Source organism: Pseudoflavonifractor sp. An187, from assembly GCF_002160275.1.
Lineage (GTDB): Bacteria > Bacillota > Clostridia > Oscillospirales > Oscillospiraceae > Enterenecus > Enterenecus faecium.
On sequence record NZ_NFKG01000022.1, the window covers coordinates 21,091 to 36,264 of the forward strand.

A 15,174-nucleotide genomic window follows, 5' to 3' on the forward strand; every position below is an offset into this window, starting at 1 on the left:
CCTCCCTTAATAGTCTAAGATGTGTCCCATGCGGTGCTGCTTGGTCTGGAGATAGAATAAATCCTCCTGGGTGGCCTGAATTTGAATGGGCACCCGCTCCACAATCTCCAGGCCGAAATCCGCCAGCTGATAGATTTTATCCGGGTTGTTGGTCAAAAGCCGCATGGTGCGCACCCCCAGGTCCCGGAGAATCTGGGCCCCGGTCCAGTACTCCCGCAGGTCGGGGGCAAAGCCCAGCTGGAGGTTGGCGTCCACGGTGTCCACCCCCTTCTCCTGGAGCTCGTAGGCCTTGAGCTTGTTGATGAGGCCAATGCCCCGGCCCTCCTGGCGCATGTACAGCAGCACGCCCCGGCCCTCCGCCTCAATCTGGGTCAGGGCGGCGGCCAGTTGCTGGCCGCAGTCGCAGCGGCGGGAGCCGAACACGTCCCCGGTGAGGCACTCGGAGTGGACCCGGCATAGCACGTTGGACCCGTCCCCAAGATCCCCTTTCACCAGGGCCACGTGGTGCTCCCCGGTGAGGTCGTTGACATAGCCGTAGATCTGGAAGTCCCCGAATCGGGTGGGCATTTTGGCGCAGGCCTCCCGTACCACGTGCTTGTCGTGGCGGCGGCAGTAGTCCTGCAAGTCCCGGATGGTGAGCACCTTCATGCCCCAGGCTTTGGCATGTTCCAGCAGGCGAGGGGTGCGCATCATGGTGCCGTCCTCCTCCATGATCTCACAGCACAGCCCGCAGGGGGTCAGCCCCGCCAGGCGGCACAGGTCCACGGTGGCCTCGGTGTGGCCGTTGCGGGCCAGCACCCCGCCGGGGCGGGCCACCAGGGGAAACACGTGGCCGGGCCGCCGCAGGTCCTCCGGGCGGGTGGACGGGTCCACGCACTTGCGGCAGGTGTACCCCCGCTCCTGGGCGGAGATGCCGGTGGTGGTGTCCACGTGGTCGATGGACACAGTGAAGGCGGTGGAGTGGTTGTCGGTGTTCACCTTCACCATCTGCTCCAGCCCCAGCCGGGCGGCCACCTCACCGCTCATGGGGGTGCAGATGAGCCCCTTGGCGTGGGTGGCCATAAAGTTCACATTTTCAGTGGTGGCAAACTGGGCGGCGCACACCATGTCTCCCTCATTCTCCCGGTCCGGATCGTCGATGACCAGGAGAATGTGGCCGGCCCGCAGCTCCTCCAGTGCCTCTTCCACCGTGCAAAATTGTTCTTCCATTGTTCTTCCTCCGTTCTTTAAAAGCCGTGTTCGGCCAGAAACTCCCATGTGATGTTGCGCTCAGGCTGGGGCGCCTCCTGGGGGCGCAGCAGCTTTTCCACATATTTGGCCAGCAGGTCCGTCTCCAGGTTCACCACGTCTCCAACCCCTTTCTCACCCAGCAGAGTGACCGAGGCGGTGTGGGGGATGATGGACACGGCGAAGCGGTGGGCCTCCACCCAGGCCACGGTGAGGCTGATGCCGTCCACGGTGATGGACCCCTTTTCCACCACGTAGCGCAGCAGGGCGGGGGAGGCCTCGATGGTGTACCACAGGGCGATGCCGTCCCGGCGCACCTGGGCGATGGTGCCCACCCCGTCGATGTGCCCGGACACTATGTGCCCGCCGAAGCGGCCCCCGGCGGCCATGGCCCGCTCCAGATTCACGTGGCTGCCCGGGGTGAGGACGCCCAGGGAGGAGCGGTCCAGGGTCTCGTGCATCACGTCGGCGGTGAATCCGGTGGAGTCCTTGGCCGTAGCGGTGAGGCACACCCCGTTGACGGCCACGCTGTCCCCCACCTTCAGGTCGGACAGCACGGTGTTGGCCCCGATGGACACCACCGCCCACTGGGGCCCCCGGCGGATGGAGCGCACAGTGCCCAGCTCCTCAACGATTCCGGTAAACATCCACATCTACCTCGCTTTCCAGCAGCAAATCCGCCCCCAGCCGGGTGACGGTGGTGTGTTTCAGGGGAATGCCCTGGGCGGGGGTGGCCACCCCCAGCCCCTCCACCGGGGACTTGGCGTCCCGGCCCCCCAGCAGCTTGGGGGCCAGGTAGGCCTGGACCTTGTGGACGATGCCCTGCTCCAGGGCCGCCCAGTTCAGGGTCCCGCCCCCTTCCAGGATGACGCTGTCTATCCCTTGGGCCCCCAGCCGCTCCATGAGGGCAGAGAGGTCCACGTGGCCTTCTCGCTCCGGCAGGGTCCACACCTGGCACCCGGCATCCTCCAGCGGGAAGATACGGGCGGGGTCGGTGGAGCAGGTGGCTACCAGGGTGGGCACTTGGGAGGCGGTGCGCACCAGCTGGCGGTCCAGGGGGGTGCACAGGTGGGTGTCGCATACGATGCGCAGGGGATTTCGGCCCCCCTCTAGACGACAGGTGAGCAGGGGGTCGTCGGCCAGCACCGTGCCCACCCCCACCAGAATGGCAGCGTATCGGTTCCGGTCCCGGTGCACCTGGGCCCTGGCCTCCGGCCCGGTGATCCACCGGGAGGCCCCGGTGCGGGTGGCGATTTTGCCGTCCATGGTCATGGCGTATTTCATCACCACATAGGGGCGGCGGGTGCGGATGTAGTGGAAGAACACCTGGTTGAGGGCGTCGCATGCCTCCTGGCACACCCCGGTCTCCACCTCAATGCCGTGGCGGCGCAGGATCTCCAATCCTTTGCCCGCCACCAGGGGGTTGGGGTCGTGGGAGCCCACCACCACCTTGGCGATGCCGGCGTCCAGGATGGCCTGGGTGCAGGGGGGCTGCTTGCCCTGGTGGCAGCAGGGCTCCAAGGTCACGTACAGGGTGGCGCCCCAGGGGTCCTGGGTGCAGCTTTGCAGGGCGTTGCGCTCGGCGTGGGCCTGGCCGTACCGCTGGTGGTACCCCTGGCCGATGATCGTCCCGTCTTTGACAATCACCGCCCCCACCATGGGGTTGGGGTTGGTCCAGCCCGCCCCCCGCTCTGCCAGTTCCAGGGCCAGGCGCATATAGTCTTGATGGTTCATCTCATGCCTCCCGGAAAACAAAAAATGCCTTGAACCGGTGGTTCAAGGCATCGTGAAGGGGCAGAGGGACCTGGGCCCAGAAAACAAAAACTCCGGAATGTATCCCATTCCAGAGCCAATCCGTGGGCACAGGCGCAATCCCCCTGCGGTCACACGATCTTCTTTCATCCAGACTATACGGTCGGCTTCGGAGTTTCACCGAATCATGCCTTGCGGCTCGTGGGCTATACCACCGGTGGGGAATTTCACCCCGCCCTGAAGATCCTGATTCAATTGACCACAGTATAGACCCCCTGGATGGAGTTGTCAAGAGGTGGAAGAAAAACCTGGGGGGTGTCCTTGCGGGAATGGCGGGGCTTTGGTACAATGAAACACAACGAAATGGGGAGGGAGCCGGGATGCAAGTGAAGTTTTACGAGCAAGTGGACGACAAACGGCTGCGCTTTGCGGTGATTGTGGCACGGCACAGGGGCAAGTGGGTATTCTGCAAGCACCGGGAGCGGGACACCTATGAGCTGCCCGGCGGACACCGGGAGCCGGGGGAGAGCATCCTGGAGGCCGCCCGAAGGGAATTGCAGGAGGAGACAGGAGCGGCGGCGTTTTCCATCCATCCGGTGTGTGTGTACTCGGTGATTGGGAAAAATCGGGTCAATGAGTCGGGAGAAGAGTGCTTTGGAATGTTGTATGCCGCTGAAATCGAGACCTTCCAGGGTCAGCTGCACAGCGAGATGGAGCGGGTGCTGCTGTTGGACCAGCTGCCCACCCGGTGGACCTATCCGGAGATACAGCCCCGGTTGGTGGAGGAGTATGTGAGAAGGAAGAATAGCATATGAATCAAGCGTTTTGGACCATGTTAGAGGATTTGGTGCGGCAATCGGACGTGGTCATTGATCGCCCGAACGGTTCGGCGCACCCCAGATTTCCCGATACCATCTATCCGGTGGACTATGGATATTTGCAGAACACCACCTCCATGGACGGGGAGGGCATTGACGTATGGGTGGGAACTGCGCCGGAGCACACCGTGGACGCCATTGTGTGCGTGGTGGATGCCTGGAAGCGGGATTCGGAGATGAAAATCCTGATCGGATGCACCCAGCAAGAGAAAGAACTGATTGAGGAGTTTCACAACCGTTCCCAGTATATGAAAGGCATTTTGATTTCCAGAGAAAGGACCTAGAGACATGCATTTGGACACACCACGGCTGACCATCCGCAACTTTACCCCGGAGGATGCCGCCGACTTGCAGGAGATTCTGGGGGATGCCAAGACCATGGAGTATTCCGAGCCACCCTACGACTTGGAGAAGACCAAGCGATTTCTGGCCTCCTTTTGCATCGAAAGTGGCGGCGGCGTGGCGGCGGTGCACCGGGAGACAAACAAAGTGATCGGGTACATCCTGTTTAGCCAAATCCAGCCGGGAGAGTATGAGCTGGGGTGGTTTTTCAATCGGCAGTTTTGGCGGCAAGGCTACGCCTTTGAGTCCTGTCAGGCTGTGATTGAGTATGCATTTGACACCCTGGGGGCAAAAAAGGTCTTTTCCGAGACCATCGACGGGGGAAAATCGGTGGCTCTCATGGAGAAACTGGGGATGGAGCTGGAGGAAGTTCAGCCGGACCCGGAGCACGGCTGGCAGTGGTACGTCTATGCCATACACAGAGAGTAAACCATGTTTCCGTGCTGGTGTAACAAATTTTTGAAGAAAAATGGCCTGTTGCGGCGCAATCACGCTGCAACAGGCCATTTTGGCATTTTTAGAAGTTTTTATCGGGCTCTTCTCCCAGTCCCCACAGGGAAGAGCAACCACAGCAGCCAGCGCTTCCAAATGGAGGCGGACTGACGTAGCCGCGTCACTTCGTCCCGGAACTGGCCCAGCACCAGGCTGCGCTCCTGCTGCGTGAGGGTGTGCTGGCTGAACCGGGCCTTGCGGGCCAGGTCCTCGGTCTCAGTCCCAGCCTTGCCGCCCAACCGCTCCAGCAGCCCAAACCAGCGATAGACCTTCAGCACAGCGGCGTTGGTGTCCTTGTCCTGGCCCATCTTGCGCCAGAGTCGGTACCGGAGCCGACGGATCAGCCACAGCCCCGCCGCCAATACCACAACAGGCACCGTCCACACCAGCCAGTCCAGACTTACCTGGATGCCGCCCTGGTCCGGAGTCTCCGGGGCCACGGTAGGAGTGGGGGTCGGTGTGGCGGGGGCAGAGGTGGCAGTGGGTGCGGAAGAGGGAGCCGTGGAGGCCGCAGGGGCCTGGCTCTGGTTCGGGGTGTCTCCCGTGGAGGTAGGAGTCACCTCCACCGGATACCAGCCGTATCCGTACAGGTAGATCTCCATCCAGGCATGGGCGTTGGAGTCCACCACACGGGTGGTGTATTCCCGCGTGTTCTGGTCCAGAGAAGAGGAGGGAATGGTGGTGACATATCCGCTGACATACCGGGCGGGGATGCCCTGGGTGCGCAGCAGCAGAGTGGCCGCCGAGGCAAAGTGGACGCAGTAGCCCCGGTGGCTTTTCTCCAAAAAGTAGGTGACAAAGTCCTCCTCGGAGGGGGTGCGGGGGGTGCGCAGGTCATAGGTGGCGTTGCGCTCCAGCAGCTGGGCGATGATGGAAGCGGTATTCAGCTCACCGGCATATTCTCCCGTGGCATCCGCCCGGATGGGCTCGCCGCTGTTCTCCAGCTCCTCCATGGCCTGGGTATACCAGGTCAAGAGATCGCCGGATATCTCCTCCGGTACCTCCAGGTAGGCGCTGTAGGCCTCTTCCTGCTCGGATAGAGTGGGGATGTTACCCTGGCTGGAGGGGGAGTCGTCTAGGGGGATGTATCCCACGGTATAGCTCTGTTGGGCCTGGGGGAAAACCAAAGGAGAATCCGAAAACACCTGCTTGTCTTCCACTACGGTGGTCTGGTAGGGCAGATAGACCATGGACCTGGGAGAGGTGAGGTAGGTGATGGTAGCCGAGACCGGGCTGGTTCCCAATATTGGATTGTAATTGGATAGATTATCTGTGGAATTGGGTTCCACCCCCGTCCAGGCCTGGGAGGAGTAGTCCCGGTACACCTCTCCCCGCAGATACATGGTGCCGGGCTGGGAGGCGGACACCTCCAGCATGGCCCGCCCGGTGTAGCTGCGGGGTCCGGCGGTGTAGAAGTCCATTCGGGGGGCATCTTTTCCCGCATCGGGGCTGGATGGCCCGCCATCCAGGGTTTCCTCCCAGGGGAACCAGTCCAGGCCCTTGAGTTGCTCCTGGAGGTACACGGCCCAAGTGGGCTGAGTGTACTGCTGGAAGGGGAAGAGGAGGAGGATTAGCCAAATCAACGCCAGGGACACAGGCAAGGTTACCAGGGTGATGCGGGCGCCTCCGCTGGGGTCCCGTCGGGCGGCCAGGCTGGACAGCAGCAGGGCGGCCCAACCGGCACAGATGACCAGCATGGCAGACCAGTCCAGCTCCACCTCGGCCAGAAAGGCGGGCAGAAGCCAGGGCAGGGTGAGGGCGAAGGTGAGCCAGAAGGCCCGCAGGCGGTGGATGGCCCAGCCCAGAGGCAGCGCCAGCAGGGCAAAGACAGCGCCCAAAAAGATTTGGGTGGCAGCCTGGTGCTGGGAATCGGGCAGGGAGTAGGGCAGGGTATAGGACACGGAGAAATAGGTGTTCTCGGTCCAGAAGTCGGTGAGGGCCTCCCAACAGGACTGGGCCCCGTAGACAAACAGGGCTTGGTTGTAGAGCAGCATCGCTCCGGTCAGCCCTAAGGTCAGGAGCACCAGGCCCTCCCGGTGTCGGGGCATGGCCCAGATCACGGTGGACACCGCCACCCCCAGCAGGCCCATCACCAGCACGGGGGTGAAGTCTGCGGGGAACTGGTAGACCACAAGGGAAAACCGGAGGATGGAGGAGAGCAGCAGCACTTGCACCAGCACCCCCGCCGTCAGGGACAGGGGCGTGGGTGGAGCAGGCTGCCGCACAGAGGGAACTTTGCCCAGGGGTTCGCGACTCATGGGGCATCCTCCTCTCCAAGGGTGACGTGGACCCGGGGGGCTTGCCCCAGGCGGGACAGGTCCAGGGGAACGGTGGGGGGCTGGGTGGGAGCGGGACAGGAGAGCAGATCGGCCATGGCGGCCAGGAACTGGGCCTGAGAGGCCACCGCTTCCTGCCGCTGGGCCTGGTCCCGGTCCATCCACACAATGGTGTGGGGAATCTCCCGGCCCAGCAGGTTCAGACAGACCGTCCACAGACGGCCCAGCACCTGGTCCAGGCGGTCCCCATCTCCAAACAGGTCCACGATGACCGCAGCCTGGGGCAGGCCGATTTTCACCGGCTCCCGCACCACCAAGCTGTCGTGCTTGGAGGAGAGCTTCCAGTGGATGGACCGCAGGGGGTCCCCGGGTCGGTACTCCCGCAGGTCATAGTCCTCGATGGAGGGGGTGCCCCGCCACTTCAGACTATCCCCGGCGGGCATCTGAGGCAGGGGGGGCAGGTCCTCGGTGGGGGCAGGCTGGGGGAGGACCAGGGCGTGGACGAGAGCGGGAGTGGAGACGGGAAAGGCGAAGAGGCCCAGCAAATCCAGGGCCCTCACCCGGTGGAGCTGGCAGGTGAGCTGGCCGCAGTGGGAGGTGTCCATGGGCAGCGTGCGCACCATCCCCCTGGACAGGCCGGAGGTTTTCAGCCGCTGCCGCTGCCGGTCCCCGGTGAGGCGGTTTTCCAAGGTCACGACCATGGTCAGCCGAGCCACCGGGAGAAAGGAGCGGGTGTGGGCGGCAATCTGCCACTGGCCGCTCTCCCCCTGCACCAGTTGAGACGCCGAGGGGGTGAGCTCCAGGTGTACCCCGATGACCCCCCGCAGGCTGAGAGCCAGGGAGAGGAGGGGGAGGGCAATGACGCAGATCAGAAGGAACTGGGCCAGATAGCCGTCGTAGAAGATTTGAAGGGCCAGGGCGGCCAGCAGGGCCACCCCGTAGACGATGCGCCGGCCGACCATAACTTATCTCAACCGGGGGGCTTTGACCCCCTGCATCAGCCGGGCCATCAGCTCCTTTTGGGCCTGGGGGGTCTCCGCCGCCCGGGGGGCGAAGATGAGTCGGTGGGCAATGACGTCGTAGAACATGGACTGCACGTCCTCAGGGACCACATAGTCCCGGTCCGAGGCCAGAGCCAGGGCCTGGCTGATGTGGGTCAGGGCCAGAGTGGCCCGGGGGCTGGCCCCCTGGAGAATCTGGGGGTCCCGGCGGGTGGCCTCGATGAGCTCCAGCAGATAGCTGAGCACGTCGTCGGACACATGGACCTGGTCCACCGCCCGGCGCAGCCCGGCCAGTCCGGTGTGATCCACCGCCTGCTCCACCTGGTCCAGGGGATTGCCCCCCTGGCGGTCCCGCACCATGGCAAACTCCGCCTGACGGGAGGGGTAGCCCAGGGAGAGGCGGATGGTAAAGCGGTCCAGTTGGGAGTCGGGGAGGGGCTGGGTTCCGGCGGCGCCCACGGGGTTCTGGGTGGCGATGACCACAAAGGGCTGAGGAATGGGGCGGGACACCCCGTCCACCGTCACCTGGCCCTCCTCCATGGCCTCCAGCAGAGCCGACTGGGTGCGGCTGGTGGCCCGGTTGAGCTCGTCGGCCAAAAACAGGTTGCACATCAGGGCTCCGGCGTGGTACTCAAAGCCCCGGCGCTCCTGGTTGTATACAGAAAATCCGGTGAGGTCGGAGGGCATCACATCCGGGGTGAACTGCACCCGCTGACAGCGCAGGCCCAGGGCCTTGGAAAAGGCCAGGGCCATGGTGGTCTTGCCCACGCCGGGGATGTCTTCCAGCAAAATGTGGCCCCGGGCCAGAATGGACAGCAGGACCCGGGCTAACACCTGGTCTTTGCCCCGTACTGCCTTGCGTACTTGGGCGAGAATGCTGCGAATGGCCATCTGTTCGGTGTGCATAGGATGGTCCCCTTTCTCGTGTGTATTGTATTATAAATTTGAGAGATGTCTCCCAGTGTTGGAAGTCTGTTTACTGTAAGAATACACCACGGGGCGGGGAGCGTCAATGGAATTTGGGGGAATGGGGCCTTTGTGGAAACCGTCTGTTCCATTCTGCCATTTTATTCTATAATGGGACAGAATTATTTTCATCCTCCGCACATTTCACCTGCCTCCACCGTTATAACAAATGAAAGGGGTGAGCCGCTGGCATGGATTTGGAAGAGCGATATGACAAGCTGTATCGGTACTGCTATATGAAGACCCGCCACCCCCAGACCGCAGAGGATATCACCCAAGAGACCTTTTTGCGCTTTCTCCGCACCCACAATGTGGGGGAGATGGAGCGGCACACCGCCTACCTCTACACCATTGCCCGCAACCTCTGCGTGGACTTCTACCGAGCCAGACAGGAGTTGCCTCTGGACCAGGTGCCCCCGCCGGTCCAGGACCAGGAGGAGGCCCACACCCTGCGCATTGCTCTGGAACAGGTTCTGGACCAATTGCCGGAGGAGGACCGAGAGCTCATCTTCCTGCGGTATACCAACCAGCTTCCCGTGGGAAAAATCGCCGACATTCTGGGGGTATCCCGCTTTGCGGTGTATCGGCGGGAAAAACAGATTTTGAAACAGCTGCGCAGTCGGCTGGAAGGAATGGAGCGCAGCCGTGCCCGGCAACGCAGTCTGGAGCTGCTGGAAGTGGTGGGGTTGGCGGACGTGGGGCGCAAGAAGATCCGGACCTACTCCGGAGGCATGAGGCAGCGGTTGGGCATTGCCCAGGCCCTCTTAAACCAGCCCAAGCTCCTCATTTTGGACGAGCCCACCGCCGGGCTGGACCCCAAGGAACGGGTGCGCTTCCGCACCCTCATCCAGGAGCAGGGAGAGGGCAGCATCGTGCTCCTCCTTCTGGTGCTGATGGTGGGGGTCACCCTCTTTCTCAACGTGAAACCTCTTCTGGCACAGGAAGAAGTGGCGTATGCGGAGGAGGACGGGACCTTGGTCTTTGACACTGTCTCCCGCTATGAGGCCATCCAGCTGGAGCGCCGTTTTTCCAAGGAGGACGCCGGGTGCCTGCTGGACAATGAGGCGGCCCTGGAAATGCGGGAGCTGAATGAATACTACCTGGAAAAAACCATTTGGCCAGTGAGTTTTCTTCTATTAAACCGCTTTCTGGTGCAGGACGCAATTAGCGTAACATTTGCAATAGATCTTTGGCTGGGTGATAGAGATACTGACATAGCAGCAGTCCCTGGTGATAGGCATACCCGTCAATGGCCTGTTCGATTTTTGAATTTTTGCCCAGATATAGCGTCAAAGGCCTGTTGGATTGGATGTTTTGTAGGTTTTCAATTGTTGCGATGGTTTGTGTGTCCGATGGATCAAAGAGGTAAATCTCGATCTCCTCTTCCCATCCGTGCAGAGAGAACCCACAGCCTGCGGAAGCTCCGATATAGGACGGTTCTTTTTCCGATAACTGGTCGATCTTCAATCCGTGCTGTTGTAAGCGGCGGAAAAAACTTTGGATGGGAGAGGGGAGAATTTGAGAGGATAAGGAATCCAGTTGGCGAAGGATCGCGTTTTTTGATGGGTACAGGTTGAAATCTGGGGTCAGCGCTCGCTGTGTGAAAGAAGAATAGGCGTTTAGTATTTGATACAAAACAATGGTGGAGACGTTGGTCATGAGAACTTCCTGTAAATTCGTTCTAAAATAGTCAACGGTCCATTTCGGATAATCGTTCCAAGCTTGGACCAAAAACAAATTCAGCTTGTCATATTGCTCCTGTGACCACCCATGTTCCATAACGATATATTCGATGTTCTGATTGAGAATATTGTGGGGAACCGTTGTTTTTAGCAAGTGATTTAAGAGTTTTACTTGAAAGGACAGGCGTTCTACCGCGCCGTCTTCCAGCTCGTAGAGTGAGACCTGATAGAGCTGGGACAGCTTGATTAGATTTTCAGTACAGGGCATTGCGGCACCAGTTTCCCATCGTGAGACCGCTTGCCGGCTCACTTGAAGATAGTCTGCGATATCCTCTTGAGAATAGTGAAAATCAGATCTCAAAGCCCTCAATTTGTCTTTTAATTCCATAGCAGTATCCACCTTTCTCTCTTAGGATATATCGGTTGGACGGTCTTGCCCACCACCTGTTGTCAATGATTGGTTTACAAAACGCCCCCAACACAAAAAGTCCTGACGGAGACGGTTCCATATGCTATAATGATGAAACGAAATGCAGAGAGAACAGGAAGGGGTTCTATTGATATGCTGGAAGTAGTCTTTAGCCGGAGTGCATATGGCAGCCGGAGAGTGGCGCAGAGCTATGGCGTGGGACCATATCGTAGCGGCACTGCCGTGGCGTTTGTGGAGGGCGACCAACCCACAGAGGAAGAGCCCCATGCCGCCCAGATGCAGGCGGAAGAACGGGCCCGCCGGGATTGGGAAAACGCCGTTTCTCTGGGAAGTGAGAGAAATGATATTTACTGTTTCGATCTGGCCCTCAGCGTGGGCGAGATCACGGAGACAGAACCGGGGGAGCAGAGACGTGCCACTTTAAAGAAGCTCGCCTCGGTCTGGCCCCAGGAAGACTTGGAGCAAGAACTGGAGGAGGAGCTACAAAACGCCCGGCAGGATTTGGCTTCCGTCTTGGCCCGGTGCGCCGGGGGAGAGGACGTGCGGGTATGGTACAGCCATAACCCGGATGAAATGTGTGGCATGCACTGGCTGATGGCCCAACTGCACCCCTTGAAACAGCGGGGAACGGTCTATTTGATCCAGATTCCAGCGTGGAACGACCAGGAGGACACCACGGTTCGCACGTATCAAGGCTGTGGAGAACTGGGGCCCGGCGAATGGGGAGCGTATCTCTCGTTGCAGCGGGAGGGGAAGCCTGCGCTGGTAGAGGCCTGTGCCCAGCGTTGGCGTGAACTTCAGAAGGAGAATGCACCTCTGCGGATTTACCTCAATGGCAGACTGCAAAGTGCCCTGGAAGAGGTATATGACAGCTATATTCTCAGAGAATTGAAGACCCAGGAGAGAAAATTTGTGGAAGCCAGGGCCATTGGCATGATCTTGGGCAAGTACCAGCTTGGGATTGGAGATGCCTGGATTGCCCATCGAATCGAGCAATTTGTCAAAGAGGGGCTGTTTGAGGCTCTGACGTCTCCGGACCCGGATGGACCGACGTATAGCCGTACACTTCGCAAGAAAATGTGAGAAAAACAGAGCAGTTGTATGGTGGGAGCAGCGAAAACAACTGATTGGACACAGAAGGCTCTAAATAACGGGTAAATCCAGACTGGTCGAAGCAAAAGAAAGGTTTATGAAAACATATGAAGAAAGAGGTCAGAGGGAAACGGATTATTTTGCGGGAGCAAAGAGAAGAAGATGTGCCGTTTTATACCTATTGGTTCAATCAGCCGCAGGTTATGTTTCAATGTGGGTTTGAGAAGCCTACCACCGAGGAAGAGATGAAAACTTGCATTACCGTCAACCATAAATCCAAAGACTCGCTTTGGTTTACCATTACTGACCTGGACGGCAATCTGATTGGTGAGACTGGTCTGCTGCGCATGTTTCCTGCATGGCACCAGACTGATCTGACGATTATCATTCCCGATCCGGAGATGCAGCATAAAGGGTACGGGACGGAAGCCATTCGTATCATGCTTGATATGGCGTTCCATGAGTATGACATGCATCGTGTCTCCATCGGAGTCGTTGGATTGAATACCGAAGCGCTGGAATTCTACAAGAAAATCGGATTTAAGCAGGAAGGTATTCTGGAAGAGGCGTATTACTACAACAATGAGTACAGCGATTTTGTTATGATGCGGATTCTCAGCCACGAATGGAACTAACAGAAGGAATATTCTTTCGGGATATGGTAGGGAAAAGTAAAAAAATCATACACACCCCCTGAAATCTTCGTATTTCAGGGGTTTTAGCCCTTTTCTCTCAGAATGCGTATGCAGTTTGACCCTGTGTGTTTCGTTGACTCCACACAGTCCATAACCCGCATGGATCACGGTTTGGGTCAAGCGGAAACGGACTCGTCAAAGAAGCCTCGCACCGGCTGAGAGGAAAGCTCCCGTTTTGCCAGCTCTCGCTCATAGTTGACACGGGTGATCTCTTCAATAAATGCCTTTTGTGTGGGGGTGGCTGTGGGCCAAGAGACATTGAACTTTTTGCACATGGAGAAAAAAGTTCCGTACCATAGCCGGTCTTCCTCGCTCTCATGGGTGAAATACCACTTGGCGTTTTCCATATTCAGCCCTCCTCCAAGTAATCTGTAAAAATCATCTGTGCAGCCTCGTCACAGATCAAATATCTGGGTGCTGCATTGGTTTTCCGACTGGGCAAACGAACCGCACCAAAATCTCGCTCATAATGCTGTGCCAACTCCGGCGTCTTGGCATCCAGCGTGACATCGCCGTTAAATCCGGCATCCACGGATAACTTAATGCCATAGGCAATCAACGCCCGACCGATTCCTCCGTATTTCGGTGTCTCTACAAGGGTTCGATTGCTTTCCGCTTGGCTCTCCATGTAGACGACATGGACACCCATCGTTCCATTTCGAACTTCATAGGCCCCCAAAGCCACCAATTCCCCTTCTGCTGTTTTGAACGCATACAGGTCAAAGCCGCTGGATGTGATGTAATGGCTGGTCCAGTCTGTCTGCCATTGGGGATCGGAGCATGAGACCTCCAGATCTTGCCGGGTGGCTTTTGCAGCAGTCACAAAAACTTTGGCTTTCTTTGTGTCCCAGATATAAAGTCTGAACTTGGCCACATTGCTCACCTCGTTTCTTGTAATCAGTATACCACGACAATGCCTTGTTTACAACTTCAGTGGGTAATAGCCCCTGGGTGTTTCCGTCCCCCAATGGCGGGCCCATCTCTCCGGATAGTGTGCTGCATATGCTCCATCGGGTGCTGAAACGGGCAGGACTGCCCAAGGTGCGGTTCCACGACTTGCGACACACCTTCGCTACCCTGGTGCTGCAAAACGGGGTGGATGTAAAAACCGTGTCCGGGATGCTGGGCCACTTCTCCGCAGGGTTTACCCTGGACACCTATGCCCACATCACAAGCGCAGCCCAGCGTCAGGCAGCGCAGACGATGGGGAACGTGCTGGCGGGGACAATCCAGACTTGATTGTTGCTTGAAAACTTCTGCCTGGAGTTTTGTAAGGTTTCCAGAGTAATGGGGGCGTAGGGAGGGCCACTTCAAATTACAATCTCAAGACACTCTATGGGCTGTCTTACACAAAATTTAGGAGCATTGGTGACATGGATGGCTGGATGTGGTATGATAACAATAAATAGTTTCATGTTGCGGAGGTGGAATGCGAAAATGCACAAAAATCGTTTGATGTATTTTCTAATAATTACATTTTCTATCACAGGTATAGCTTGGATTAGTCTTGCTGCTTTAACGAAATTGTGCATTATTTCGTTCACACATCCAATAGGTACCATTTTGCATATTATAGGCGGGTTTGGACCGACAATCGCAGCCTTACTTCTAATAGACGAGAAATTGACATTCGATTCTGTGAAAAAGTTTGTGTTTCATGGAAAAAAGAAATCGATGGCCTGTTTTTGGATACTGTCTGTTATGGTAATAGTAACAATTGGGATTTCGTCGATGGAATTTAATTCGGTACTGCCGTGGTATCTGGTACCAGTCGTTTTTCTTCAAGCCGTATTTATATATGGAGGAGAAGAAGAATTGGGTTGGCGTGGTACAATGCAGCCTCTATTAGAGAAAAAGTATAATTTTCAAATAGCGACCGTAATTACAGGTGTGGTATGGGGCGTTTGGCATATTCCGCTTTGGTTTGTGGAAGGCTCATCTCAACAAAATATGGATTTTTTGTTATTTTTAATCCTTGCAGTAATATTAAGTTTTTGGCTGGCTGCGATTTATAAAAAGACACAATGTGTTTTCGCATGTAATGTCTTTCACGGACTGATAAATACGCTTTTATCCGTGTTTGTTGTTAAGCTAAATCCAGTATTGGTGTTGGGGCTCATTGTTATGTTGGTCTATTCCATATACCTATGGTATGACGAAGATAAGAAAATGAAAATTTCGAATTTGTCCCAGTAAGGCCAATTTTTACATAGCAGTCCTGCACGGCTAGTCCAGGGCTGCTTTTACTTTGTGAGTAGCTGCCGGTGTTGTAGATTATGTTCTGGCGCATCCTCTCCGGGAAAATCCAGCTCTCACCGCTCCAAACTCCCGTATGGGTCAG

Annotated in this window: 14 protein-coding genes, 2 pseudogenes and 1 riboswitch; of the genes and pseudogenes, 8 read left to right on the top strand and 8 right to left on the bottom strand. The window is 57.7% G+C overall.

Annotation, left to right across the window (positions count from 1 at the left end):
• Positions 1 to 6 precede the first annotated feature (6 nt).
• From B5F22_RS09150 to ribD, 3 genes are read right to left on the bottom strand one after another with little or no spacing between them, the layout of a single operon-like run.
• Positions 7 to 1,209 (bottom strand): bifunctional 3,4-dihydroxy-2-butanone-4-phosphate synthase/GTP cyclohydrolase II, encoded by a 1,203-nt coding sequence (locus B5F22_RS09150; RefSeq protein ID WP_087392330.1) that lies wholly within the window; start codon positions 1,207 to 1,209, stop codon positions 7 to 9.
• A gap of 17 nt (positions 1,210 to 1,226) precedes the next feature.
• Complete coding sequence (locus tag B5F22_RS09155) at positions 1,227 to 1,874, bottom strand: riboflavin synthase (protein ID WP_087392331.1); 648 nt, start codon at positions 1,872 to 1,874, stop codon at positions 1,227 to 1,229.
• Entirely contained in the window at positions 1,855 to 2,961 is a 1,107-nt protein-coding gene (ribD, locus tag B5F22_RS09160; RefSeq protein WP_143482223.1) for a bifunctional diaminohydroxyphosphoribosylaminopyrimidine deaminase/5-amino-6-(5-phosphoribosylamino)uracil reductase RibD, read from the bottom strand. The genes B5F22_RS09155 and ribD overlap by 20 nt, the downstream gene beginning before the upstream one ends.
• Positions 2,962 to 3,113: 152 nt before the next feature.
• A riboswitch (FMN riboswitch) is annotated at positions 3,114 to 3,228 on the bottom strand.
• Between the two features lie 131 nt (positions 3,229 to 3,359).
• On the opposite strand from ribD, the gene B5F22_RS09165 reads away from it, so the two are divergent.
• The 3 genes from B5F22_RS09165 to B5F22_RS09175 are packed head-to-tail and all read left to right on the top strand — an operon-like array spanning position 3,360 to position 4,628.
• On the top strand, positions 3,360 to 3,794 hold the full coding sequence (locus tag B5F22_RS09165) for an NUDIX domain-containing protein (RefSeq protein ID WP_087392332.1): 435 nt from the start codon (positions 3,360 to 3,362) through the stop codon (positions 3,792 to 3,794).
• Complete coding sequence (locus tag B5F22_RS09170) at positions 3,791 to 4,141, top strand: inorganic pyrophosphatase (protein WP_087392333.1); 351 nt, start codon at positions 3,791 to 3,793, stop codon at positions 4,139 to 4,141. Before B5F22_RS09165 ends, B5F22_RS09170 begins: the two co-directional genes overlap by 4 nt.
• A 4-nt stretch (positions 4,142 to 4,145) precedes the next feature.
• Positions 4,146 to 4,628, top strand: coding sequence for a GNAT family N-acetyltransferase (locus tag B5F22_RS09175; protein ID WP_087392334.1), 483 nt, complete (start codon positions 4,146 to 4,148; stop codon positions 4,626 to 4,628).
• A 98-nt stretch (positions 4,629 to 4,726) separates the two neighbouring features.
• Here the strand turns inward: B5F22_RS09175 and B5F22_RS09180 are convergent, their stop codons facing one another.
• The 3 genes from B5F22_RS09180 to B5F22_RS09190 are packed head-to-tail and all read right to left on the bottom strand — an operon-like array spanning position 4,727 to position 8,874.
• Positions 4,727 to 6,949, bottom strand: a complete 2,223-nt coding sequence (locus B5F22_RS09180) for a transglutaminase-like domain-containing protein (protein WP_087392335.1) — start codon at positions 6,947 to 6,949, stop codon at positions 4,727 to 4,729.
• Positions 6,946 to 7,929 (bottom strand): DUF58 domain-containing protein, encoded by a 984-nt coding sequence (locus B5F22_RS09185; RefSeq protein ID WP_087392336.1) that lies wholly within the window; start codon positions 7,927 to 7,929, stop codon positions 6,946 to 6,948. The genes B5F22_RS09180 and B5F22_RS09185 overlap by 4 nt, the downstream gene beginning before the upstream one ends.
• A 3-nt stretch (positions 7,930 to 7,932) precedes the next feature.
• Entirely contained in the window at positions 7,933 to 8,874 is a 942-nt protein-coding gene (locus B5F22_RS09190) for a MoxR family ATPase (protein WP_087392337.1), read from the bottom strand.
• A 251-nt stretch (positions 8,875 to 9,125) separates the two neighbouring features.
• Here B5F22_RS09190 and B5F22_RS12790 point away from each other — a divergent pair.
• The 3 genes and pseudogenes from B5F22_RS12790 to B5F22_RS09210 form a co-directional block, all read left to right on the top strand.
• Positions 9,126 to 9,782: pseudogene (locus B5F22_RS12790) on the top strand (sigma-70 family RNA polymerase sigma factor); the annotation flags it as partial.
• Positions 9,783 to 11,178: 1,396 nt separating this feature from the next.
• Positions 11,179 to 12,129: a DUF3658 domain-containing protein gene (locus tag B5F22_RS09205; protein WP_158096677.1), complete on the top strand. Its 951-nt coding sequence runs from the start codon at positions 11,179 to 11,181 to the stop codon at positions 12,127 to 12,129.
• Between the two features lie 116 nt (positions 12,130 to 12,245).
• On the top strand, positions 12,246 to 12,773 hold the full coding sequence (locus B5F22_RS09210) for a GNAT family protein (RefSeq protein ID WP_087392339.1): 528 nt from the start codon (positions 12,246 to 12,248) through the stop codon (positions 12,771 to 12,773).
• Between the two features lie 176 nt (positions 12,774 to 12,949).
• Here B5F22_RS09210 and B5F22_RS09215 read toward each other — a convergent pair whose 3' ends face one another.
• Both B5F22_RS09215 and B5F22_RS09220 read right to left on the bottom strand, forming a co-directional pair.
• A complete protein-coding gene (locus tag B5F22_RS09215; protein ID WP_087233527.1) occupies positions 12,950 to 13,180 on the bottom strand; it encodes a hypothetical protein in 231 nt (76 codons plus the stop codon).
• Between the two features lie 2 nt (positions 13,181 to 13,182).
• The gene (locus B5F22_RS09220) at positions 13,183 to 13,707 is read right to left on the bottom strand and encodes a hypothetical protein (RefSeq protein WP_087392340.1); all 525 of its coding nucleotides are present in this window, start codon (positions 13,705 to 13,707) and stop codon (positions 13,183 to 13,185) included.
• A 65-nt stretch (positions 13,708 to 13,772) separates the two neighbouring features.
• Between B5F22_RS09220 and B5F22_RS09225 the strand changes: the two are divergent.
• Together B5F22_RS09225 and B5F22_RS09230 are read left to right on the top strand one after the other, a co-directional pair.
• Positions 13,773 to 14,072 (top strand): annotated as a pseudogene (locus B5F22_RS09225) (site-specific integrase); the annotation flags it as partial.
• 198 nt (positions 14,073 to 14,270) lie between these two features.
• Positions 14,271 to 15,029 (top strand): CPBP family intramembrane glutamic endopeptidase, encoded by a 759-nt coding sequence (locus B5F22_RS09230; protein WP_087392343.1) that lies wholly within the window; start codon positions 14,271 to 14,273, stop codon positions 15,027 to 15,029.
• Positions 15,030 to 15,174: the final 145 nt, after the last annotated feature.